General features: G+C 53.4%; 17 protein-coding genes and 2 riboswitches. Of the genes, 8 read left to right on the top strand and 9 right to left on the bottom strand.

Annotation, left to right across the window (positions count from 1 at the left end):
• The first annotated feature begins 26 nt into the window (after positions 1–26).
• Together ACSFXJ_RS18945 and ACSFXJ_RS18940 are read left to right on the top strand one after the other, a co-directional pair.
• Positions 27–1,607 (top strand): cobyric acid synthase, encoded by a 1,581-nt coding sequence (locus ACSFXJ_RS18945; RefSeq protein ID WP_435921968.1) that lies wholly within the window; start codon positions 27–29, stop codon positions 1,605–1,607.
• A gap of 30 nt (positions 1,608–1,637) precedes the next feature.
• Positions 1,638–1,777: riboswitch (cyclic di-AMP (ydaO/yuaA leader) on the top strand.
• Between the two features lie 152 nt (positions 1,778–1,929).
• Complete coding sequence (locus ACSFXJ_RS18940) at positions 1,930–3,060, top strand: KamA family radical SAM protein (RefSeq protein ID WP_435921967.1); 1,131 nt, start codon at positions 1,930–1,932, stop codon at positions 3,058–3,060.
• A 67-nt stretch (positions 3,061–3,127) separates the two neighbouring features.
• Here the strand turns inward: ACSFXJ_RS18940 and ACSFXJ_RS18935 are convergent, their stop codons facing one another.
• Positions 3,128–4,819, bottom strand: coding sequence for a methyl-accepting chemotaxis protein (locus ACSFXJ_RS18935; RefSeq protein WP_435921966.1), 1,692 nt, complete (start codon positions 4,817–4,819; stop codon positions 3,128–3,130).
• A 274-nt stretch (positions 4,820–5,093) separates the two neighbouring features.
• Between ACSFXJ_RS18935 and ACSFXJ_RS18930 the strand changes: the two genes are divergently transcribed.
• Positions 5,094–5,792, top strand: coding sequence for a queuosine precursor transporter (locus ACSFXJ_RS18930; RefSeq protein ID WP_435921965.1), 699 nt, complete (start codon positions 5,094–5,096; stop codon positions 5,790–5,792).
• Positions 5,793–6,062: 270 nt separating this feature from the next.
• Here ACSFXJ_RS18930 and ACSFXJ_RS18925 read toward each other — a convergent pair whose 3' ends face one another.
• A complete protein-coding gene (locus ACSFXJ_RS18925; RefSeq protein WP_435921964.1) occupies positions 6,063–7,148 on the bottom strand; it encodes a M24 family metallopeptidase in 1,086 nt (361 codons plus the stop codon).
• Between the two features lie 139 nt (positions 7,149–7,287).
• Here ACSFXJ_RS18925 and ACSFXJ_RS18920 point away from each other — a divergent pair, with 139 nt between their 5' ends.
• Both ACSFXJ_RS18920 and ACSFXJ_RS18915 read left to right on the top strand, forming a co-directional pair.
• The gene (locus ACSFXJ_RS18920) at positions 7,288–8,811 is read left to right on the top strand and encodes an MDR family MFS transporter (RefSeq protein WP_435921963.1); all 1,524 of its coding nucleotides are present in this window, start codon (positions 7,288–7,290) and stop codon (positions 8,809–8,811) included.
• 101 nt (positions 8,812–8,912) lie between these two features.
• Positions 8,913–9,161 (top strand): hypothetical protein, encoded by a 249-nt coding sequence (locus tag ACSFXJ_RS18915; RefSeq protein WP_435921962.1) that lies wholly within the window; start codon positions 8,913–8,915, stop codon positions 9,159–9,161.
• Here the strand turns inward: ACSFXJ_RS18915 and queF are convergent.
• The 4 genes from queF to queC are packed head-to-tail and all read right to left on the bottom strand — an operon-like array spanning position 9,137 to position 11,557.
• Positions 9,137–9,634 (bottom strand): preQ(1) synthase, encoded by a 498-nt coding sequence (gene queF, locus ACSFXJ_RS18910; RefSeq protein ID WP_435921961.1) that lies wholly within the window; start codon positions 9,632–9,634, stop codon positions 9,137–9,139. The two genes, ACSFXJ_RS18915 and queF, sit on opposite strands and share 25 nt — an antisense overlap.
• Before the next feature lie 14 nt (positions 9,635–9,648).
• The gene (gene queE, locus ACSFXJ_RS18905; RefSeq protein ID WP_435921960.1) at positions 9,649–10,392 is read right to left on the bottom strand and encodes a 7-carboxy-7-deazaguanine synthase QueE; all 744 of its coding nucleotides are present in this window, start codon (positions 10,390–10,392) and stop codon (positions 9,649–9,651) included.
• Positions 10,389–10,889: a 6-carboxytetrahydropterin synthase QueD gene (gene queD, locus ACSFXJ_RS18900; protein ID WP_435921959.1), complete on the bottom strand. Its 501-nt coding sequence runs from the start codon at positions 10,887–10,889 to the stop codon at positions 10,389–10,391. Before queD ends, queE begins: the two co-directional genes overlap by 4 nt.
• A complete protein-coding gene (gene queC, locus ACSFXJ_RS18895) occupies positions 10,886–11,557 on the bottom strand; it encodes a 7-cyano-7-deazaguanine synthase QueC (RefSeq protein WP_435921958.1) in 672 nt (223 codons plus the stop codon). Before queC ends, queD begins: the two co-directional genes overlap by 4 nt.
• Positions 11,558–11,653: 96 nt before the next feature.
• Positions 11,654–11,697, bottom strand: a riboswitch (PreQ1 riboswitch).
• Positions 11,698–11,839: 142 nt separating this feature from the next.
• On the opposite strand from queC, the gene ACSFXJ_RS18890 reads away from it, so the two are divergent.
• From ACSFXJ_RS18890 to ACSFXJ_RS18880, 3 genes are all read left to right on the top strand, one after another.
• On the top strand, positions 11,840–13,336 hold the full coding sequence (locus ACSFXJ_RS18890; RefSeq protein ID WP_435921957.1) for a copper amine oxidase N-terminal domain-containing protein: 1,497 nt from the start codon (positions 11,840–11,842) through the stop codon (positions 13,334–13,336).
• 131 nt (positions 13,337–13,467) lie between these two features.
• Positions 13,468–14,493, top strand: coding sequence for an ABC transporter substrate-binding protein (locus tag ACSFXJ_RS18885; RefSeq protein ID WP_435921956.1), 1,026 nt, complete (start codon positions 13,468–13,470; stop codon positions 14,491–14,493).
• A 217-nt stretch (positions 14,494–14,710) separates the two neighbouring features.
• Positions 14,711–15,916 (top strand): GTP-binding protein, encoded by a 1,206-nt coding sequence (locus ACSFXJ_RS18880; RefSeq protein WP_435925810.1) that lies wholly within the window; start codon positions 14,711–14,713, stop codon positions 15,914–15,916.
• Between the two features lie 46 nt (positions 15,917–15,962).
• Here the strand turns inward: ACSFXJ_RS18880 and speD are convergent, their stop codons facing one another.
• The 3 genes from speD to ACSFXJ_RS18865 all read right to left on the bottom strand — a co-directional run bounded on the left by speD (position 15,963) and on the right by ACSFXJ_RS18865 (position 22,953).
• Complete coding sequence (gene speD / locus ACSFXJ_RS18875) at positions 15,963–16,769, bottom strand: adenosylmethionine decarboxylase (RefSeq protein ID WP_435921955.1); 807 nt, start codon at positions 16,767–16,769, stop codon at positions 15,963–15,965.
• A gap of 380 nt (positions 16,770–17,149) precedes the next feature.
• Positions 17,150–20,146, bottom strand: a complete 2,997-nt coding sequence (locus ACSFXJ_RS18870; RefSeq protein WP_435921954.1) for a glycoside hydrolase family 48 protein — start codon at positions 20,144–20,146, stop codon at positions 17,150–17,152.
• Positions 20,147–20,220: 74 nt separating this feature from the next.
• Positions 20,221–22,953: a glycoside hydrolase family 9 protein gene (locus tag ACSFXJ_RS18865; RefSeq protein WP_435921953.1), complete on the bottom strand. Its 2,733-nt coding sequence runs from the start codon at positions 22,951–22,953 to the stop codon at positions 20,221–20,223.
• Positions 22,954–23,053: the final 100 nt, after the last annotated feature.

The raw sequence follows: 23,053 nt of genomic DNA, 5'->3' as shown, positions 1-23,053 counted from the left end.
TTTTTCATGGAAGGAGAGAAGCTGCAATGAATGATCAACCATTAACAAGGACGCAGGGCGCGGTATTAATGGTTCAGGGAACGGCTTCAGATGTCGGAAAGAGCGTCATTGTGACCGCGTTGTGCCGGATTTTTACACAGGACGGATACCGGACCGCTCCGTTCAAATCACAAAATATGGCGCTGAATTCATACGTCACGCCGGACGGAAACGAGATCGGAAGAGCGCAAGGCATTCAGGCGGAAGCCTGCGGCATTCCCGCGACAACGGATATGAACCCGATTCTGCTTAAGCCGACCGGAGAGATGCGCTCGCAGGTCGTCGTTCACGGCAAGCCGTTTCGCGATCTCAGCGCCGCGGGCTATCGCGAAAACTTTCTGCCTGCTGCAAAGCCGTTGGTGATGGAGGCGCTGGAGCGTCTGCGCGATCAATACGATATCGTCGTCATGGAGGGAGCCGGCAGTCCCGCGGAAATCAACTTGAAACACCGGGACATCGTCAATATGAACCTGGCGGGATGGGCGGATGCGCCCGTGATACTGGCCGCGGATATCGACCGCGGCGGCGTTTTCGCTTTTCTCGTCGGAACGCTGGAACTGCTGGAGCCGGAGGAAAGGGCACGGGTCAAAGGCTTCGTGATCAACAAGTTCAGGGGGGACCTCTCTCTGCTGCAACCCGGCCTGGAATGGCTGGAGCGGAAAACGGGCATTCCCGTGCTGGGCGTGCTTCCTTTTTTGCCGGATTTGGAAATCGAGGCCGAAGACTCGGTGGCGCTTGACTCCTACCGGTCTCTGCCGGATTCGGGGAGGGAGCTGGACATCGCCGTGATCCGCTATCCGAGGGTATCGAATTTTACCGATTTCGATATTTTGGCGGCCGAGCCCGATGTTTCCCTGCGTTATGTCCAGAAGCCGTCTCAACTTGGCACGCCGGATGTCGTCATCCTTCCGGGTTCCAAAAATACGATCGGGGATCTGGAGTATTTGCGGAAGCAAGGCTTGGATGCGGAAATTCGCGTATTGCTTGAAGAGCAGCCGTTGACACGGTTGGTAGGCATTTGCGGAGGTTATCAGATGCTGGGCAAGAAGCTGCTCGACCCGGACGGGGTGGAGTCGGAAGCGCCGCGCCATGCGGAAGGGCTGGGCTGGCTGCCGCTCGAGACGACTTTCCTGCCGGGGAAAACGACGGAGCTTGTTCACGGAACCGCCGTGACAGCAAGTCTCTGTTTGCCTAACGGCCCGGAGGGAGCAGATCTCCCTGTCAGCGGGTATGAAATCCATGCGGGCCGGACGGAAGTCAGCGGCGGCGCAGACGATTCCTTGCCGGTTTTCAAGATCCGCGAAAAGGACGGAACCTTGCGGGAAGAGGGGCGAAGTACTCCGGACGGAAGAATCTTCGGGACTTATTTGCACGGCGTGTTCCACAATGATGCCTGGAGACGGGCTTGGCTCAACCGCGTACGCATTGAAAAGGGCCTGCCGCCGCTTCCTTCGCAGATTTCGGCGGAGTCGCGAAAGCAGTCCGCTTTCGACCGGCTGGCGGATCATGTCAGAAAGCATCTGGATATGGACCGGATTTATCATATATTGCGAAAAGAACGACGATAAGTTTTGACAACCGGTTAAAATGTAAGGTACCATAAACTTGCGCTTAATTTTCGATGGTAAAGTCGAAAAGCGGGGGAACCACCTTTGGGGCGAATCGTAGAATGATCACGTAGGGAACCATCTTTCCCGAGCCCGTCAGCTAACCTCGTTTGCAGTGGATGGGTCGAATCGCTTTACATTACATATTCAGTCATAAATCCAATTGACCCTTTTTCGGGTCTTTTTTGTTTTCTTGGGTGATTTCCGCTTTGTCAATTCACTGCACGTCTTCCGGTTCCCCGCTTCCTCTTTACGATCGTCCATTCAAAGGAGGAGAGGGTACATGGCACGACCGAAGTATATTACCGATATCGGAAAGGTAACGCAGCTGTCCCGCGAAGAGCAGGAGGAGCTGCGGCCCATTACCGACAAGTTTGTCTTTCGGGTGAATGATTACTACTTGAATCTGATTGACTGGGAAGATCCGCAGGATCCGATCCGCAAGCTGGTCATTCCGAACACGGGCGAACTCCGCGAGTATGGACGCTGGGACGCATCCGACGAGGAGACGAACTACGTGGTGCCCGGGTGTCAGCATAAATACCGGACTACCGCGCTGCTAATCGTTTCCGAGGTATGCGGCTCCTATTGCAGGTATTGCTTCCGCAAACGACTGTTTCGAAACGATGTGAAGGAAGCGATGTCCGATGTCTCCCCGGGGATCGAATACATCGCGGCGCATCCCGAAATCAACAATGTGCTGCTTACGGGAGGGGACAGCCTGATATTGGCGACGTCCAAGCTTCGCTCGATTTTGGAACGTCTTCGTAAGATCGATCATGTAAAAATCATCCGTCTCGGCTCCAAAATGCCCGTATTCAACCCGATGCGCATTTCCGAGGATCCGGAGCTCCTTGCGCTTCTCTCCGAGTTTTCGACGCCGGAGAAACGCATTTACGTGATGGCGCACATCAACCATCCCCGGGAGATTACGCCGGAAGCCCAAAAGGCGTTCCAGGCGCTGCATGAGGCCGGAGTGATCGTCGTGAACCAGACGCCGGTGCTGAAAGGAATCAATGACGATCCCGTGGTGCTCGGGGATCTATTGGACCGGCTGTCTTGGGCGGGGGTGACGCCGTACTATTTTTTCATCAACCGGCCGGTTGCCGGAAATTCCGACTTCGTCATTCCGCTTGAACGGGCATACCGGGTCGTGGAGGAAGCCAAGGCTCGCACTTCGGGGCTCGGAAAACGGGTCAGGCTGTCGATGAGCCATACGTCCGGAAAAATCGAAATTTTGGCGATCGAGAACGGTTTGGCGTATTTGAAGTACCATCAGTCCAGGGATAATGAATACGGCAAATTCATGGTATTGGAATGCCCGCCGGAAGCGGCCTGGTTCGACGATCTCCCGGGCAGCGAGGCTTATTGGAAACGACCTGCGAGAAAGACGGAGGCGACGGGGGTGCTCTAGCACCGGGCCCGCACAAAAAAAGACGTACCCGGAAAAAAATGCGGGTACGTCTTTTTGACGCGACGGATCAGATTTTAAATTGTTCAGCCGCCGCCTTCAGCGAAAGCGCTTGATCGTAAAGCTCTTTGACGGTAGCGGCGTGGTTCTCCATCTCGGTAATCTGGCGGTTGGAATATTCGGCGATTTCTTCAATGCTTTGCAGTGATTTTGCCGTAATGTTTGCGGACTCCTCCACCGATGCGGTCACTTCTTCGGTACCGGCGGACACTTCCTCGGTCGAGGCGGATACCGATTGAATGGTCATATTGATGTTGTAGATCAGGTCCGTCAACTCTTCAAAAGCGCTGCCCGCTTGATTGACGCGTTCCGCCCCCGAATGAATTTCCCGGCTGACAAGCTCCATGGCCTTCACGGAATTCATCGCTTCTTCCCGAATGCTCAGCAGATTGTCGCCGATCTGTTCCGTGGCGATCCGTGATTGCTCGGCAAGCTTGCGCACCTCTTCGGCTACGACCGCAAAGCCCTTGCCCTGCTCGCCGGCCCGAGCCGCTTCGATGGCCGCGTTCAGCGACAAAATATTGATCTGCTTCGTGATATCCATAATTAAGTTGACGACTTCGGCAATGGATTCCGACCTGTTATTCAGCTCCGTAATCGAAATCTGTGATTTTCTCGCCGCTTCCTCAACCATCTGCATCTGCTCGACGGCTGTTTTGGCAAGTTCGTTGCCGGAGCCGGCTTCCGCGGAAGCCTGTCCGATCTTTTCCGAAACTTCAGCGGAAGAGGTTGCGATATGCTGGACGCCCTGCGAGATTTCCTCCATCGCTCTGGCATTCTCCGCGGCCGTGGACGCGATCGTGACGCTGCCTTGTTCGACTTCCAGCGTAGCGGCTCCGGAACGCTCGGTCAATTCCTTGAACGTTTGGGCTGACTGAATCAGTTGATCCGAGCTTTTGGCAACCGACTCGGACATGTGAAGAACTTTGCCGATCATTTCTTTGAGCTGGACGGTCATCGTGCGGAAGCTGTCGGCCAATTGGCCCACTTCATCATTCGTCCGGATATCGACTTCGCCGCGGAAGTCGCCTTGCGCCATCTTCTCCGTGACGGCGGCCAGCTTCTTGATCGGTCCGGTGATGCGCCGGCTGTTCAGGTAAGCGGCCAGCAAACCGACGACGATGACGAAAATCTGAATGCTCACGCAAATCCAGATGATTTCCTGTTCCTTTTCCTTGATGAATGTTGCGTCCATCCCTACCGCCAATACGGCGGTGCTGCCCGGAAGGGCGATGTAGGCGGTTTTGTGGGAACCGTATTTGTCGGTGTAAAGCTCGCTGATGCTGGCCTTGCCTTTGGAATCGGCGGCGAGCATCGCATCCTGGACTTCAAGCTGATCCCCGGCCTTCATATTCGAGCCTTCGTTCACCCCGATGACGGTAGCCTGATTGTCTTTTACATTAAGGATATAGGCGGTATCTAACTGAAACTCTTCCACTTTCCCGGAAAGATAGGATTCGACAGCGAATCTGGAGTTCTCTTTGCCGCTCAGCAATTGAAGAGCCTGGTTCGTATCCATGTTTCTGAAAATGTCTTTGGAGCTTGTCCGAAGCACCTTGTCGAACTGGGGCAGAACATTGTTGTGAAGAATTCCCGTGGCGACGAGATAGAAGCTGGTACTGAACAGAAATGAAGACAGGACGATGACGACGGTGAAGGTGAGCATAATCTTTCGGCTGATTGAACTTTTCCTCTTAAACAATGTAGATCCCTCCAAAACTCCTAGTTCTTTCTGTCTCTATATATGTAGTATGGTATGACCGCGGTCTTATTTGACCACTGTTCATCAGAACTATTCTATAGAAAAAAAGCATTTTTGAAAATGGACTTTTTCCTAATTTTCATTTTCATATCAAAAAAATTTTTCATAGGGAATAGTAACGAAGACGCAGATATGATATTGTTGGATTTGCCGTTTGTTTGCGGCCGCGGTTCGTGACCATCCCGCGTGATCAAAACTAGGAGGGATACATCATATGTTTAACATCGGATGGGGCATCTTTTATGTGCTCATCAATTTCGCCTTTTTTCTGCTATGCTACAAGCTTTTCGGTAAAAAAGGATTGTACGCCTGGATCGGCGTGGCGACGGTAGTAGCGAATATACAGGTCGTCAAAACCGTCGAGATGTTCGGCATCGTCATGACGCTGGGCAATACGATGTATGTCAGTCTTTATTTGACAAGCGATTTGCTGAACGAGAAGTTTGGGCGCGAGGAAGCGAAAAAAGCGGTTTGGTTCGGTTTCTTTACGCTGATTATGACCACGGTGCTCATGCAGATGACTTTGGTGTTCAAGCCGCAAGCCGGGGATATCGCGCAATCGTCGCTCGAGACGATTTTTGGTTTGATGCCGCGCCTTGCGCTGGGGAGCTTGACGGCCTATTTCGTCAGCCAGTTTCTCGATGTCCGGCTTTATTCCTGGATCCGCAAGTTTTATCCGGGACGAAACCAGCTTTGGATCCGCAACAACGGGAGCACGATGGTCAGCTCGTTCGTGGATACCTTGATCTTTTGCTCGATCGCTTTTCTCGGGGAATACAGCTTCGGGGTTTGGCTGGAAATCCTGTTTACGACGTACATTTTCAAATTCGTGCTTACGGCGGCGGGCACTCCGTTTCTCTATATCGCCCGTAACTTCGAGCATAAAGAGGATATAGCCACAGAAATAAAATAGCGGACATAATGTCCGCTATTTTTTTATTTTAGGTGCACCGAATCCGCGAGTTCGAAGGCTAAGCTTCCAACCCTGTACGAAAAATCATACAGATTTCAGCTATTTCCCGTGTACAAGCGGTTTCTGTATGAAATATCATACATAATTCGCTGCTTAAACGCATTTCGGCCCTTTTCTGTATGAATTTTCATATAGAAAAGGCAATTTGGCATGTAACGCGGTTCAATAAGGTCTGATTATCATACACACCAAGCCCACCTTGTTTACTTCTTATAAATAAGTGAGCCGTTTCGGGAAGGAGGTCAGCACCTCGACCCCGTTCGCCGTTACCAGGCAATCGTCTTCGATCCGTACTCCGCCTACGCCGGGGATATAGATGCCGGGCTCGACCGTAAACACGTTTCCTTCGCTCAAGGGATAGTCGTTCTGTCCGTGGACGGAAGGAAACTCATGGACATCGATGCCGAGCCCGTGGCCGAGGCGGTGAATGAAGTATTCGCCGTATCCCGCTTTCTCGATGACATCCCTTGCAGCCTTGTCGACCTCCGCACAGGTAACGCCTGGACGGATGGAGGCAATCGCGGCCTCGTTGGCGGCGAGTACCGTCTCATAAATGCGGACTTGCTCCTCCGTCAAATCGCCGAACGCAAAAGTTCTCGTAATATCGGATGCATAGCCGGAGGCGTAAACGCCGATATCGAACATCACCAGATCGCCTTTGTGAAGCTTGCGTTCCCCAGGGACGCCATGGGGCAAGCCGGTCTTTTCGCCGAACAGCACCATGGAATCAAAAGAAGGGCCGTCCGCGCCAAGCTTGCGGATTTGATATTCCACTTCCGCGACCAGCTCGTTCTCGGAAATGCCTTCCTTGATTTGTTTCAGCGATTCTTCCAGAACCCGTTCGATAAGCCCGACGGCATGGCGGATTTTGTCCGCTTCGCCGGCCGATTTGCGGACGCGCATTTCGCGGAGCCAAGGTCCGATATCCAGGCTCCCGGAGAACCCAAGAAACTCCTGAAGCAGCTCGTAGCGGGCCACCGTCAGGTTTTCCTTTTCCAAACCGAGCGTTCCGACATGTTTCCGAAGCTTGCTTTTCAGCAAAGAGTAAGGATTGTCGGTATCCAGATGGGTGACGATGTCCATGCCGCCGGTCGCTGCGCGCGCCGCTTCTTCATCCAGGGCGGGGACGACGAGCACCGGCTCGCCGCCCGGTTGAAAGAGTACCCCCAAAAACCGCTCATGCGGGTTGCTCAAAAATCCGGTCAAATAAAAAACGTGCTTCGGATCGGTGATCAGCAGCGTTTGCACACCTTGTTGCAGCATCAGATTTTCCAACGCCGACCAATGTTCTTTCATTAGAAATACTTCCTTTCTTGCGCAAATAATTTCCTTCTTTTATATTAACATAACGAAAAGAGGTTTACTTTTTACCATTTTTCACTAAAATTAAACTGCATTCCAATTAATTATGAACCAGGTAAGGGAGGTTGCCCGAGTGGCGGCAGAGAACAGGAATACGACCAAATTTATATTGATCGGGCTGATGCTCGGCATTCTGATGTCGGCGATGGACAATACGATCGTGACGACGGCGATGGGAACGATCGTTTCCGAGCTGGGCGGAATGGAGCAGTTTGTCTGGGTTACCTCCGCGTACATGGTGGCGGTCATGGCGGGAACGCCCATTTTCGGGAAGCTGTCGGACATGTATGGACGGAAAAGGTTCTTTATTTTCGGCATCGTGATGTTTCTGCTCGGCTCCGTGCTGTGCGGAATTGCGGAAAGCATCACCCAGCTCAGCATTTACCGGGCGATCCAGGGGATCGGCGGCGGGGCGCTGATGCCGATTGCGTTTACGATCATCTACGATATTTTTCCGGTGGAAAAACGCGGGAAGATGACCGGACTGATGGGGGCGGTATTCGGTACGTCCAGCATCTTCGGGCCGCTCCTTGGGGCGTTCATTACGGATACGCTCGGGTGGCATTGGGTTTTTTACATCAACGTGCCGATCGGTTTGGTATCTTTGCTGCTAATCACCCTATTTTATAAAGAATCGCTTGGACATATGAAGCAGCAAATCGACTGGAGCGGTGCCGCGACTTTGGTCGGGGCCGTCATCTGCCTGATGTTTGCGCTGGAACTGGGCGGGGAAACGTACGCATGGAATTCGCCGGTGATCCTGGGCTTGTTTGCGGGATTCGCCGTCTTGTTCCTGGTGTTCCTTGTGGCGGAAACCAAAGCGAAGGAGCCGATTATTACGTTCGGCATGTTCCGGAACCGGCTGTATGCGACAAGCTGTTTACTCGCTCTCCTCTATGGCGGCGTATTCATCATAGCGACCGTGTATATTCCGATTTATGTCCAAGGCGTATTCGGCGGTACGGCAACGAATTCGGGCATGATCCTCATGCCGATGATGATCGGGTCGGTTGTCGGGAGCATGATGGGCGGCATGCTGACGTCCCGTTTATCGTACCGGTCGGTCATGACGTTGTCCGTCGTGTTTTTCGTTGCCGGCGTCGTCGCTTTAAGCACGTTGACCGGCGCGTCCCCGCGGCTCCTGTTGACCGTTTACAGCGTTCTTTTGGGCTTCGGCGTGGGCTTTTCTTTTTCCGTGCTCGGCATGGCCGCGATCCATCCGTTCGATATGCGGCAGCGCGGCGCGGCGACTTCGACCAACTCCTTCCTCAGATCGCTGGGGATGACGCTCGGAATTACGATTTTCGGCATTCTACAGCGAAATCTGCTAGCGAACAATATGGAGGAAGCGTTCCAAGGCATGGGGCAGGGCGCGGCATCGTTCGGCAATACCCAAGAGGCGTTGTCCCCGGAAAAAAGAGCGCTCATTCCGCCTGAAATTTTGGAAAAGGTGACGGATTCGCTGGCCTCGTCTATTGCCCATACGTTCTTGTGGGCTTTGATTCCGGCCGTATTGGCGGCAGCCGTGGTGTTTGCCATGCCGAACGACCGGTTGAAGCCGGCGGCCGTGAACAAGGTTTCCAAGCAGCACGGATAAAGATGCAAATTCTATAGATTGGCGATTCTAAGGACCGTCCGGGTTTATCCCGGGCGGTTTTGAGGTATAAAGGGAGTACAACGCCGAAACGAGGTGATACCATGCCAGAAACGGAAGATACGAGACCGGCGCGTGACCGGGGGTTGGGGAATGCATCCGATCGGGATCATGCCGAGCAGTATCCGACGGAAGAACCGAGCTTGTTCGATATGTACGAAAGCGAGCGGAATGTGGATCCGATTCCGGTGGAGGATTTAAACCTTGAGGTTCGCGAGGAAAAAAACAAGGAGGCCACGAAGCATGCCTCCTCAAGCGAGCGTAAATATCATACCGGTTTCGGGGACGAATAGGGCAGATCATGGTTCAGCAGGCGATGCTCCGCCATCGCCTCGTATTTCGTTCCCGGACGTCCGTAGTTGCAGTACGGATCGATGGAGATTCCTCCGCGCGGCGTAAATTTGCCCCACACCTCGATATATTTGGGGTCCATCAGTTTTATCAGATCGTTCATGATGATGTTGACGCAATCCTCGTGGAAGTCGCCGTGATTGCGGAAGCTGAACAGGTACAGCTTTAGGGACTTGCTCTCGACCATCTTTTGGTCGGGAACGTAGCTGATGTAGATCGTCGCAAAATCGGGCTGTCCGGTAATCGGGCAAAGGCTCGTAAACTCCGGGCAGTTGAATTTGACGAAGTAATCCCGGTAAGGATGCTTGTTGTCGAAGCTCTCCAAAATGTCCGGAGCATATGTCGTCGGGTATTGCACCCCTTGATTGCCGAGCAGAGTTACGTCTTTCATTTCATCGGGTTGTCTTCCCGTCATCGTTTTTTTCCTCCTTATACTCCTCGTTTATTTCCCCAAACCAGGGCGTGAAGCTGCGGCAGCACTCTGCAGTCGTTCATATCGTTCAAGTCCATCACACGGTCGATTAATGCTTCGTAACGAAGCAGCAAATCCGCCGCATGATTTCCGATGTCCATTCGCCGGACATCGGGATTGCCCACCTGCAGGTACATGGCGGTGCCCGGATATCGGGCATGGACCTGCCTTGCGTAGGCAAGGTCGTCCTCGTCAAAGACGACGACCTTCAGGCTAACCGCTTGGGAGGCGGGCCGGTTCGACAGTCTGGCGACGATGTCGTCCAGCATCCTCCAATCGGTATCCATGCCGGAGCTGGGCGGTTTGGGCGAGAGCGTCACCTGATCGATGTCGGTAAGCCAATCCTGCCAGCGGGAGCCTTGGGTTTCCACCGCCACGGCGATGCCTTCCCGCTGAAGCAGTGCGACAAGCCCGCCGAGCTGCGGGAGCAGGGCGGGGTTGCCGCCGGACAGCGTGACATGGGAGAACCGGTCCTGTCCGATCCGGCGCAGCTCATCCCAAATTTCTTCGGCGGTCATCCGGCGGATCTGATCCTTGGCGCTGCCGTCCCAGGTGAAGGCCGAGTCGCACCAGGAACAGCGGTAATCGCAGCCGGCGGTCCGGACGAACATCGTCTTTTGGCCGATAACCATGCCTTCGCCCTGCACGGTGGGACCGAATATTTCAAGCACGGGGATGGGCTGAAAGGTTCCGTGATTCATCCTTGCATCCACTCCCGTCTCGCTTCGGCAAAGCTGGTCGGCGTTTCGTACAAACGGACGAATTCGACGCGCGCGTCCGGCAGGGCGGACCGGTAGCGGTCCGAACCGATCGCCGCCTCCATTTGTTCATACAGCCAAACGACCATATTCTCGGCCGTCGTATTCATCGGCGGCAGCGTCTCGTTCAAATAACGGTGATCGAGATAGCCTTCGATCTCCTCTTTCCATATTTGCTTGACCGTTCCGAAATCGATCGTAATCCCGCGCTCGTCCGGCGTCCCGCTGATGCCGAAAACGACTTTGTACGTATGCCCGTGAAGGTTTTTGCATTTTCCTTCATAAGCATGCAGATGATGAGCCGCATCAAAGGTAAACTCTTTGCTGACCAGGACGCGGCGCCGGTGATAACGAAGCTGGTCGTTCGAGATATCCTCCCCAAATACCTGCAACCGCTCCACGATCCGAAATTGCCCGGGGGCTGCCCAACGTTCCGTCATAGCTGTTCCCCCTTCCCGCTCCGGGATTGGAGGTAAGCTTCCATTCCGGCTCGTCTGAGCTTGCATGCCGGACACTCGCCACATCCGTCGCCGATCACTCCGTTATAGCAGGTCAACGTACGCTCGCGCACAAAGTCGAATGCTCCGAGCCTGTCGGCCAATTTCCAGGTTTCGGCCTTGTCGATCCACATCAGAGGCGTATGGATCACGAACGGATAGTCCATCGCCAGGTTCAAAGTGACGTTGAGCGATTTGATGAACGCGTCCCGGCAGTCCGGGTATCCGCTGAAATCGGTCTCGCATACTCCGGTCACGAGATGGCGGGCGCCGACGCCTTTGGCAAACACCGCCGCAAAGCTGAGGAAAATATGATTTCTTCCCTCCACGAAGGTGCTCGGCAGTTCCCCTTCTTCGTGGGTAATCGGGATATCGCTCCGGGTAAGGGCATTTTGCGTCAATTGCCCGAGCAGTCCCATGTCAAGGACGGTCAATTTGACGCCAAGCTCCTCGGCGATTCCTTTGGCGCAGTCGATTTCCAGCCGGTGGCGCTGCCCGTAGTCGAAGGTAACCGCCTCGACTTCGCGGAACTGTTCGAGCGCCCAAAAAAGGCAAGTTGTGCTGTCTTGGCCGCCGCTGAACACAACGACCGCTTTTTCGTTTTTAAGCATAAAAAAACCTCTCATTCTTCCAAAATTTTGGTCAGAAGAAAGAGAGATTCATGAACTTGCACCGCAAAAAACAAACCCTAGCTGTATTATGGCAGGGCCCCATTAGTTTTTTATAGAGGGAGTTCGCGAACCTCTCCCATGCAGATATGCATGGATATTTTCTTCGATTGTCAAGGATTTGACCCGCAGTCATTATACCATAAAAATCAGTCCATTTCTCTATTTACAAATCGGAATTCCATGGATGATAATGGAAGGATATCAGATTAAGGAGTTGAAGTGATGAAAAGGGGAAAAATCAAGTGGCTCGCGCTTCCGCTAGCGTTGATGTTAGTCGTGTTGGCGGGATGCCAGGCCGTAGCGGGATTTGATATCAATAAAGCGCTGCTGCAAAATATCAAGCCGACGTCCGGCGAATCCAAACAGACGCTTTCGGTTGAACTCGTGCCTGCGGAAGGCCAAATTTCCGAGGAAGATCAAAAGACTATCGATCTTATTAATTCTTTTTCGCTTAGTATCGACCATGCCAAAACCGCGGATGCGAACACCGCATCGGTGAAAGGAACGGCTTCCTTCGACGGAAAAAAACTGCCGTTCCATCTTGCGATGGACGAGAAGGGGTTAACGATTCAGGCGGAAGGCGCCAAGCAGCCGGTATACATATCGCTCGCAGACGAGGACTACTATGGTGTGGTAGATATGAATTCTTACCAGGAAAAGGTAGAGAATGTAGCGGCTCAAGCGGCCGAATTTCTGTTGAAGCATCTCCCGAATCCGAGCAAAATATCGGTGAAACAGGGCAGCGAGACCGTCAACGGAGAATCGGTTAATTTAACGAATCTGTCCGTGGAAGTGGGCGGAGACGAGCTTTTGAAGCTGGCAAAACCGTTTCTGGAAAATGCCCTCAAGGATAGCGATGGAATCAAAGCCTTTGTCGGAGGATACTATGATATCTACTATCCATTAATGATGTACGGCTTGGATGAAGAAAGCGGAATCGACGGGAAAACCAAAGCGGTACAAGTAGCGGCGATGAGCGCGGCGATCCAGGAAGAGCTTAAATTCTTTTTGCAGGATTATGATAAAGCGCTGGCTTCCCTGATGGAAGAAACGCCCGAACTTTCCACGATCCTCGGTAAGGATACGGTATTAAAGATGAACGTGTCCTTTGACGGTAAATTGAATGTCCGTAAGAGCCAGCTTGAACTGAACATCGCTTTGCCTGCGGCGGAGGATTTGCCGATCAAAGCGATTAAAGTCCGTACGGACATGGAGCAATGGAATGTCGGAGGAACCGTTGAGATCGATAAAGTCGACACCTCGGCGGGAGTATTGGACGTGGAGGACGATTCCGTAACGCCGGGACAATTGCTGCGCAATTTCGATCAGAATTCACCGGTTTACGCGCTGTTGAAGGATCAGCTCCAAATCGGCTACAAATTCTTTTTGATCGATCCGTACAATGATTATTACGGTGTGATTACCAAGAAAAACACGACCTTCGTGCCGCTTTGGTACGTGGCCGATGAGCTGGATGCCCAACTGCAGTGGACCCCGGGCTCCAAGCAGATCGTCATTGTCGATGATATGACGGGGGCTCAAATTGTCGTGAGCAGCGGCTCGAACAAAGCTACCGTTAACGGTAAAACAGTAACGCTCGCGCAGCCTGTATTTATCGAAGACGGAACGACTTACGTTCCATTGCGTTTTATCGCCGAGTCCCTCGGAGCGACGGTCAACGTCGACGAGGAAGGCTGGATCACGGTAGAGCGCCCATAGCAGGACAAACGCTGAAATATCCTCTCCGAATAGGAGGGGATATTTTTTTTATGGACAATAGGGGGATCCTAATATATTATGGGAACATAAAGAAAATGATAATCATTATCATCGAAAAATGGAGGGTTACCATGCGTCACATGAAGTATAGCATCTTGTCTTTGACAGTCGTTCTGATGCTGTCGATCGTTCTCGCCGCTTGCGGAAGCGGGAATAACGGAAACAATTCCGCGGGAGGCAATACGGGAACGGAAACGAACCAAGGAAGCGAAAATAAAGGCAATCAAGCCTCGAATACGGAACAAGCAACGACGAAAAAATTCACGGATTTGACCGGTGAAATCGAAGTTCCTGTCAATCCGCAGCGCATCGTGTCCATCACCCATTTGGGCGATTTGGCTGCACTTGGCGTTAAACCGGTCGGAGCCGGGTCGGTCGCGCTGGAGAACTCCATCCTGCTGAAAGAAGAGATGGAAGGCGTCGAGAACATCGGGGACGTCTCGGTAGAGAAGGTTCTGGAATTGAATCCGGACCTGATCATCATTCCTTCCTATACTCCGGCTGAAACCGTCGAGCAATTGAAAAAAATCGCTCCCGTGGTTACGCTCGCCACGACCGGCTGGGAGGGTATCGATCCGCTTGAAGAAGTGAGAACGATGGGAAATCTGCTTGGACGTGAAAAAGAAGCCGAGGAGTTCGTTACGCGTTACCAACAGAAGGCGGAGGAAGCCAAGAAAAAAATCGCCGAAGTGATCGGACCGGACGAAACGATCGGAACTTACTCGATTTGGGCGAAAAACTTCTGGGTTTGGCCTAAAACGAGAGACGCGGGATACAATCTGTACCAAATGTTCGGCCTGAAGCCTTTGCCGAAAATCGAATCCGAGGCGTTCTCGGGAACAGGGATGGATATTTCGCTGGAGGTGCTCGGCGATTATGCTGCCGACCATATGTTTGTGACGGTGTATGAACCGGACGGCGGCGCGGAACGCGCCAAGGAAGTCATGAACGGGGCCGTATGGAAGAATCTCCCCGCCGCCAAGAACAACCATGTCTACATGCTGGACATGAAGGAGTTCTGGATGGTTGACGGCATGAACCTGGAGAAGCAGGTCGATATTTTGACCGATCTGATTTTGAGTCAGAACCAAAAATAACAGGCATTTAAAAAAGCGAAGCTGCCTTTTCTTGAGTTTGTCTCGAGAATAGGCGGCTTTTATATTTGCAATCAAGTGGCTGAATAAGCCGGCATTTGGTCGGTTATTCAACCGGTTGACCGTCAATGATTGACAAAATTATGGGAACGGGGTATAGTGTTGTTTATTAATCGTAAAAATTACGAATAAAGTTGTTTTGGAGGGAGTGACGATCATGATGGATCAAAAGCGAATTCCGGTAACGGTGCTCTGCGGGTATCTGGGTTCCGGGAAAACCACGCTGCTGAATCATATTTTGAATCACCGCGGCGGTTTGAAAGTGGCGGTGATCGTCAACGACATGAGCGAGATCAACATCGATGCCGGCTTGATCAGCAGCGGGAGCGCGTTGTCGCGTACGGAGGAAAAGCTGGTGGAACTATCCAACGGCTGCATATGCTGTACGCTTCGCGATGATTTGCTGATGGAAGTGCAGAAGCTGGCCGCAGAGGGAAGGTTCGATTATATTTTGATCGAATCGACGGGGATCAGCGAGCCCGTACCGATTGCCCAGACCTTTACATACGAGGATGCGGAGACGGGAGTTGACTTGACCGCCCTGGCGAAGCTCGATTGCATGGTGACGGTCGTGGACGCTTACCGGTTCTGGCATGATTTCGCTTCCGGGGAAACGCTGCTGGAGCGCGGGCAGGCGGTAGGGGAAGACGATGCGAGGGACGTGGTCGATTTGCTGATCGATCAGATCGAAACCTGCGACGTGCTTATACTGAATAAGTGCGATCTGGTCGGTGAAGAGGAGTTGGAGGAACTGGAAGGCGTGCTGCGTAAGCTGCAGCCTGAGGCAAAGCTGATTCGCTCCAGTCATGGGGCCGTACATCCCGAGGAGATTTTGAATACCGGATTATTTGATTTTGAAAAGATGAGCCGATCGGCCGGTTGGATCAGGGAACTTCTTAAAGAGGAACATACGCCGGAAACGGAGGAGTACGGCATCGGTTCCTTCGTCTACCGCCGGATCAGGCCGTTTCATCCGGAACGTTTGGCAAATGCGCTGGCCGATTGGCCGGCCGAGGTCGTAAGAGCGAAAGGAACGGCCTGGCTTGCGGTCAAGCACGATTTGGCGGCAAGTTTGAGCCAGGCCGGCCCTTCCATTCAAATCGGCCCGCTCGGTCAATGGGTCGCCGCTCTAAGCGAGGAGGAGCAGCAAGAGATTTTCAAATACGAACCTGAAATTATGCAAAAATGGGACCCTGTCTGGGGGGACCGGATGAACGAAATCGTGCTGATCGGCATCGAAATGGACAGACTACGTCTGGAAGAAACATTGGACAAATGTTTGTTGACCGACGAGGAAATGGGGATGGATTGGTCTGCGTTCCCGAACCCGCTTCCCTGGATCCAGGAAGAGGCCCGTGAGGCATGACAGCGGCAAAACATTAAAAAAAGACCGGCCTTCAAGCCGGTCTTTTTTATACGATATTAGTACCGTAAAAGATCTCGTCCATCTCGATGGTCAAGCGCTCCGTAATCTCCTCCTGCTCCCGGGGAGTCAGTTCTTCCTTCGTATACCCGAACAAGTAATTGTTGAGGTCGAATTTCTTCAGTTTGCACTTGGTATGGAAAATATGTTCCTGATACACATTGACGTCGATCATGTGATACTGCTCCAGCACTTCGTCGGGAATATAATTCTGGATAGAGCTGATATCGTGATCGATGAATAGCTTGTGTCCGTTAATATCGCGGGTAAAGCCCCGGACCCGGTAATCGATGGTCATGATGTCGGTATCGAAGGAATGGATCAGGTAATTGAGCGCTTTGAGCGGCGAAATTTCGCCGCAGGTAGAAACGTCGATATCCGCCCGGAAGGTGCTGATGCCCTCGTTCGGATGATATTCGGGGTACGTATGCACCGTAATGTGGCTTTTGTCCAGCTGGATGACAACATTGTCGGGCAGCGGACCCGGAGATTCCTCGAACGATTCGTTCGGCACCTCGACCACCGGTCCTTCGGAAACGAGCATCGTAACGCTTGCCCCCTGGGGCACGTAATCCTGCTTGGCCACGTTCAGGACATGGGCGCCTATAATTTCCGACACGGCCGTTAATATTTTCGTCAGCCTGTCGGAATTGTACTGTTCGTCGATATAGGCGATATAGGCTTCGCGTTCTTCTTTGGTCCGCGTATAGCAAATGTCATACATGTTAAAGCTGAGCGTTTTGGTCAAGTTGTTGAACTCGTGCAACTGGATCCGCTGTTCCTGGGTCAGTTTCATGAGGGCGGCCCCCTTTTCTTGGCTGGTCTCACGGTAAAGTTTGCTTGCATTACCTTACTTTTATACCCATTTTGCAGGGGAAAAAACGCCTTGCCGGGGCTTTTGCCGCCCAGATTGTTCGGAACGGGTGCCTAAGGAAACGGTATATTCTTATTTGGCTCATTTGTGCATGAAAAAAATTCTAAAGAAACTGGATATCTCTATTCGGTCAATTTGAGCTGACGAAGCATGTTTTTGCAACAAATAGCGTGTCTGAGTTTCGTTAAAGACTCCAAGTCTCTCATTTTGCCCCAATAGCGTTATCCGGTTTCGTTAGCGCAGTCTAGCCATAAAAACCCGGCGGAATGGCTCCGCCGGGTTTCGGTCATTGCTTTTCGGTTTTAAGGCTCAAGCCCCCATACGAGGTTGCCGTTCAGATAGGCAGGAACGCGCTCCCAATCGGTATACGCCGTTTTTGTCGCGTCATAGGAGAAATCATCCGCTTCGGCGTAATTGCTCCAATCGGTTTTGTTAATCCGGATTTGAATTTCTCCCGTATCCGCTCCTGGCGCCAGCGTACCGGCCCCGGATCCGAAGGAGATTTCAATGTAGGTATCCGCCCCGGATACGGCCGGATTCACTTTAACGAAAGCGCCGCTTACGTTGCCGCTGCCGATCGCCGCATAGTCGCAGTGGAACTGCTGATCCTTGTCGCCGTTGATCGTATAATAGTAACGAAGCTTCACATCGCTCAGATTAATGTTTTCTTCTCCGTTGTTGATGAGGCGGAATTGGGCGCGGATCTGGTTGTCGTTCGCGTTCGTATCGTTCGTCCGGTATTGTACCGTCAAGTCTCCCTCGGCGGGAATAGGCGTGGCCGTCGGGGTTGCGCTGACTTCGGACGAATCGGGGCTTACGCCGATCGCGTTGCTTGCGCTGACCACGTAATAATAAGTCGTATCATTCGTGACATTCAAATCGGTATAAGCCGTATCGGTGATTGTGGCAATTTCCGTGTATGGGCCGCCGCTTTGCTCCGCGCGTTTAACGGTATAGCTTTCGGCGCCGGACGGTTTGCTCCAGGTCAGTTCAACCTTGGCATCGCCGGAAACCGCTTTCAGGTTGGTTGGAGCTTTTGGTGCAACCGGCTCAACCGGCCCGCCTCCGCCGCCGTTAATCAAACGGTCGTACTCGGCGTATGCGGTAGCCATATCCACTTGGGACCAGAAGCGGTGGTACGTGAATTCGGGCGCTCCGTTTTCCCATTGTTTCGTTTGCTCATTCCAGGAAGTATTATATTTGTTCTCCAGGTAAGACCAGGCCGGATCGTTCTTGATTTCCGGGCGAACGTCGGAATAGCTGGCATATACTCCGTTACCGCCTTTTGCCGGATCGGAAGGTACGGTATTGGCGCCGGGGATGGAGTTCCCTTGACCGAACGTGCCGTTCCATCCGTTCGGGAAATAAATCTCTTTCGTAAAGTATCTGAAGTAGTCTCCGCGCGGTTCGACCGTGGTAATGCCAACGCCGTCGTTATAACCCCAAGCGGCATCGAGCAAGTTTTTGGCCAATTGCTCGGCCTGGCTGCCAAGGGCGGTGTAGCTGCCGTTTTCGGCTTTGGTTCCTGCGGCAAAGAAAGTCAGCGCCTTGATATAGCTGCCGAGGACGCCGGCATCTTGTCCCGGATTTTTGGTGACCACACGGAGATTCGAATTCCCGTCGTGGTTCGCGAATCCGTTCCAGCTGTCCGGCTGGCCTTGCCATTCCAGGTTGCTCGGAATCCAGAATTCGCCCGGAGCGGAAACGGTGGCGATTTGCGGATCGTGTCCTCCGAGAACGCGGTTTCCTTGCTGATCCAGATAATATCCTTCCGAATCGCTCACCGGGCGGCTGTTCGCGAACGCATAATCCATCGACCAGTCGATCCAGTTTTCCACGACCTGTTTGGCCATTTGGAAGTTTTCGGACGAAGTGTCGCCTTCGGATGCGAGGATGTAGTACAATTCCGCGATGCGTTCTACCGGCCAGGCCTGCATCCCGAACCAGTTGTTGGACGGCGGGTCGTGATAAACCGGGGCATCGTCGTAGGCCATGCCGTAGAAGGTGCTCGTTCCCGCAGGATAGGCTTTATAAGCGCCGTCATAGCTGTTGGTTGCTCCGCCGGCGATGGCTCCTTCGGCGGATTGCAGCCATGTGTAGAACTCGAGCTGGCGTTTGAGCGAGGTCTCCCAGTCTTGGCCGGCCGTCGGGGAAGCCGGAATCAGGCCGCCTTGGGGATCGGAGAGGGCGTAAGCCGCCACAACGTTTTGGTAGCCTTGATGGGCGTGGCTCGCGCCGATCCGCCATGCCCAGTTGCCGGTGGTGCCGAGGCCGCCGCCCCAAGCCGTATACCAGGCCATGAGGTAATGCGCGGCGTCTTTGCCCGTTCCGGCCGAAGGAGTTCCGTCCGAGGCGCTGCCGATTTTCTGGAAGTACTTGTCGTACATGCCGTAGCGCAAATAGTCGCCCATTTTTTCGGCTTTTTGCAGATAAACTTCATTGTCGTAGCCAAGTTCCTTGGCCCAATACATCGCTTGAATGGCCCGCGCATCGGCGTCCGTAGCGTTCGTGTAGCGCCATTGGGCTGCCGGTGTGTTCGCTTCCTTGGTAAAGAGGGTCATAAAGCCTTCGCCCGGTTTACCGAACGATTTATCGTCCTGGGACGGATGAGGCACGGCTTCCCAGACGGACTCCTGTTCGCCTCTTTGGAAGGTGTATACGTAGGTGGCCGTATGGGACGGGTTCAGCAGGTTGCCGTAGCCGTACCAATTATCCACGTCCACGAGCCAGTGCATCAGATACGTTTGGTTGTTGCCGTAAGTCGCCTTCAATTCCGCGTCCAACGGGTCCTTGCCTGCGGCATACTGGCCGCTCAACTGGCTCGGGTATTGGTCCGGTTGGGCATGCTCCGCGGCGTAAGTCGCAGGGCTGTTCGGATTGTAATAACTCATGGTCGGCTGTTCTTCTTTGCCGTCCCCTTCATTGACCGGGATAATATACTTCTCCATATTGTCCCAGGCGTCTTCGAGCTTGCTCCAGTCGCCTGTATAGTGGCCATACAGCACTTCCAGCCACATCCAATAACTGTAGGCCTCGGAGGTAGTCATGTGCCCGTAATCGGGCGCTTCGCTCATCAAGGTTTCGACGGAATGATACGGTATGCCTTCCGGTGAAAAATACCCGTTGGAAGGATCCTTAAGCTGTCCGTACAGCTGCAGGAAGCGCGTTTCCTCGAGCGAGGCGGTGTCCGCCGCCGCTTTCGGGGTGCCGGTGCCGAATGCGCCGGTCAGGAGCGAAAAAAACAAGGTTGCGGTCATGGCAAGTGAAGCGGTCTTTTTAATAAAGGTCGATCTCTTCATCTTCCATCATCCTCTCAAATGGTTATAAGTTAAGGATTGACAGCATTGCTCCGGGCGGGAACGCAAATCCGCCATCAAGGCTCCGCTCCCCAAACGAGGGTATTGTTCAGATATAAAGGAGTTTTGTCCCATTCGGTATAATTTTGCAGGGTACCGTCATAGGAATAATCATCGCTTTCGCTAAAGTTTGTCCAATCGGCCTTATTGAACCGGACTTGAATTTCGCCGGAGTCGGCACCCGGTGCCAGGGTGCCCGCATTCGGGCCGAAGCTGATCTCAAGATAGGTGTCCGCGCCTGGAAGCGCGTTATCCAGCTTGACGAAAGCGCCGCTGACGTTGCCGCTGCCCAAAGCGGCATAGTCGCAGTGGAATTGCTGCGGCTTGTCCCCGTCAATGGTGTAATAGTACCGCAATTTTACGTTGCTGAGCGATATGCTCTCGTCACCGGTATTCACGATACGGAACTGGGCCCGGATTTGGTTGTCGGCCGGATTCGTATCGTTGGTGCGGTACAGCACTTTGAGGTCCCCTTCCGCAGGAACGGGGACTTCGCGCGGTGTGGCGCTGACCTGGGCGGAAGGTTGGCTTGCGCCGACCTGATTTTTTGCGATGACTACATAGTAGTAGGTTGTTCCGTTCGTCAGCCCGGCGTCGTTAAAGGAAGTGCCCGTTACCGAACCCACGGTCGTGTACGGTCCTCCGTTCGTTACGGAACGCTGAATGTCATACTCGGCCGCTCCGGATACGGCATTCCAGGACAAGCTTACCGTCTGGCTGCCGGCGACGGCTTTCAAGCCTTTCGGAGCGGAAGGAACCGTCGGTCCCGGATTTCCTCCCCCGTCGGGTAGCTCGCCGAACACGCGGACCCCATTGTCGAACACCGGAATATATGGTGTTTTGACCGGTCCCAAATGCCCTGCGCCGATCCCCTGGTAGGAGAAGTCGTTGCTGTTGTTCCAGAAGCTCGTATTGAGCGGGCCGGCGATTCTGAATTGGACTTCTTTCTTATAAGCGGATTGTCCGCCGGGATAAATCGGCGTACCCGTGAAATCGATCGTCGTGTAGTAGATATGGTTGGCTTCGTCGTGCGGCTTCAACGGTGAGACGGTTGCCCCTTGGTTATAGCCTCCGGCGGTTACCGTAATGTCCTCGGGACCATATCCGGCTTCGATCGCTTCGGTGAGATCGAGGTAATAGTTGAAGGATAGCTTGTCGCTGCTGCGTGCCGGCCAGCCCGACCGGTTGTTCAGCAAAGCGCGGATTTCCACGAAGTTGCTGCCGCTGGCGTTCACCGAGGCTTCCACGAACATTTCGTCATCGCGGACTTCGGGTTCGGGGAAGTTGGCGAGAGGCTGCTGGCCAGCGCCGTGAAGGATCATCATTTTGGCCAAGGCTCCGGTGAAACCGGCGTTGTAGTCGGTCGCCACTTCATTGGACACGTAATCGCCGATCGAATCGGTATAGGCGTCCGTCTTTGAAGGGCCTCCTACAAGAGCTCCGTAGAGCACATGCCGGTGGTTTTCCGGCACGGATTGGCTGTCCGCCCACGATCCATGGGACGTACGGTGATGAGGATGCTCGGGGGAATTGTCCCCGTAGCCGACTACATAGCTGCTGTTTCGCGGATTGTCGCCCAGCATGTACAAAATTTGCCGTTCCGCGAATGAACGCGCGTTATTTTTCTTCACGGGATCGGTTTCCCAATCGGAATAAACAAAAGCGAGGAACGCCTGGTTGGCCGCATATCGCAGCGCCCCCCATTGATCCAGGTGAGCGAGTCCGCCCGGCGTATACGTTACCTTCTCGCCGGTGCCGGAGACGCCGGTCGTCCAGAACTCCATGCTTCGTTCCGTGGACTCGATAAAGCGGGTATCACCCGTAATCCGGGCAAGCAGGAGCTGGGCTCCGTAATGCTTGTCATCCCAGGCGTGGGTCCATTTATAATCCCATTGACCCTGCTGGTTGGTACCCCACAGATCGCTGGCCGCGATTGCTTTGTCGAGATACTGCTGCTCGCCTGTGGCCATATACAGCCACACGCCGCCCCAGCTAAGCTCATCGGCGTAACCGCTCCAGGAATTATAAAACTGGGTGGCGTCCGTAATGCTGTCGGAATATTTGCCGCGATATTGATCGGCAAAATTGTAAAGCTGTTTGGCATGCGTCAACAGCTTGGCCGAGTAGGCCGGATCCTCATCCTTAAAAATAATCGAAGCGGCGGCAAGCGCGGCTGCCGTTTCACCCGCCAGATCGGACCCCGGTTTGGTGGCATCGATCTTATAGGCAGGGCGTTGCATCGGCATCACCTCCGCAGGCCCCCACCAGTTATGGTCGGCCGTACCGTTACCGACTTGGCCCCAAAACTCATTCGGAGCTGTATGCGCTTTCATAAAATAGTCCGTTACCCAACGGATATTGTCCAAAATTTCCTCCAGTTGGCCTGACTGCTCGTAGCCATCCCGGTATTCATATACCGACCAGGCCAGCATCGTTGCCGAGGAGGCCATCGGGAAGCCGAATTTGACGTGATCTCCGGCATCGTACCAGCCGCCCGTCAAATCGTGCCCGACATCCGCGCCGTCCTGCAACCCCGAATCGCCACGCCATTCGACGCGGTTGTTAGCGGGGAGTTTGCCGGAACGCTGCGTCTCGTAAAAATAAATCGATTTTTGCAGCGCTTCGGCGTAGTTATAATCCGAAGCGGCCGCGCTCGCTTTCCCTGGCAGGGAAGACCAACCGGCGTAACTTGTAAGCGTTAACATAACACTCAATGACAGTGCACTTGTTCTTTTTAACCATTTGCCCATAGCAGTTCCAAACCTCCTTTAGAGTGGTCTTACTAAACAAACGACTTTCAAGCTGCACCCACAAAAAAAGCCCGTTCACCTCACTTTCGAAGAAAGTAAA

This window comes from Paenibacillus salivarius, assembly GCF_051307165.1.
Lineage (GTDB): Bacteria > Bacillota > Bacilli > Paenibacillales > Paenibacillaceae > Fontibacillus.
The sequence above is the reverse complement of the archived record's forward strand: the minus strand, read 5'-3'. Positions and strand labels throughout refer to the sequence as shown.

Coding starts and splice junctions, on each gene's coding strand:
- queC (WP_435921958.1), bottom strand. CDS start 11,557: ATGCTTAAAAACGAAAAAGCGGTCGTTGTGTTCAGCGGCGGCCAAGAC.
- ACSFXJ_RS18945 (WP_435921968.1), top strand. CDS start 27: ATGAATGATCAACCATTAACAAGGACGCAGGGCGCGGTATTAATGGTT.
- ACSFXJ_RS18940 (WP_435921967.1), top strand. CDS start 1,930: ATGGCACGACCGAAGTATATTACCGATATCGGAAAGGTAACGCAGCTG.
- ACSFXJ_RS18865 (WP_435921953.1), bottom strand. CDS start 22,953: ATGGGCAAATGGTTAAAAAGAACAAGTGCACTGTCATTGAGTGTTATG.
- ACSFXJ_RS18890 (WP_435921957.1), top strand. CDS start 11,840: ATGAAAAGGGGAAAAATCAAGTGGCTCGCGCTTCCGCTAGCGTTGATG.
- speD (WP_435921955.1), bottom strand. CDS start 16,769: ATGAAACTGACCCAGGAACAGCGGATCCAGTTGCACGAGTTCAACAAC.
- ACSFXJ_RS18870 (WP_435921954.1), bottom strand. CDS start 20,146: ATGAAGAGATCGACCTTTATTAAAAAGACCGCTTCACTTGCCATGACC.
- queF (WP_435921961.1), bottom strand. CDS start 9,634: ATGACGGGAAGACAACCCGATGAAATGAAAGACGTAACTCTGCTCGGC.
- queE (WP_435921960.1), bottom strand. CDS start 10,392: ATGAATCACGGAACCTTTCAGCCCATCCCCGTGCTTGAAATATTCGGT.
- ACSFXJ_RS18915 (WP_435921962.1), top strand. CDS start 8,913: ATGCCAGAAACGGAAGATACGAGACCGGCGCGTGACCGGGGGTTGGGG.
- ACSFXJ_RS18885 (WP_435921956.1), top strand. CDS start 13,468: ATGCGTCACATGAAGTATAGCATCTTGTCTTTGACAGTCGTTCTGATG.
- ACSFXJ_RS18930 (WP_435921965.1), top strand. CDS start 5,094: ATGTTTAACATCGGATGGGGCATCTTTTATGTGCTCATCAATTTCGCC.
- queD (WP_435921959.1), bottom strand. CDS start 10,889: ATGACGGAACGTTGGGCAGCCCCCGGGCAATTTCGGATCGTGGAGCGG.
- ACSFXJ_RS18880 (WP_435925810.1), top strand. CDS start 14,711: ATGGATCAAAAGCGAATTCCGGTAACGGTGCTCTGCGGGTATCTGGGT.
- ACSFXJ_RS18925 (WP_435921964.1), bottom strand. CDS start 7,148: ATGAAAGAACATTGGTCGGCGTTGGAAAATCTGATGCTGCAACAAGGT.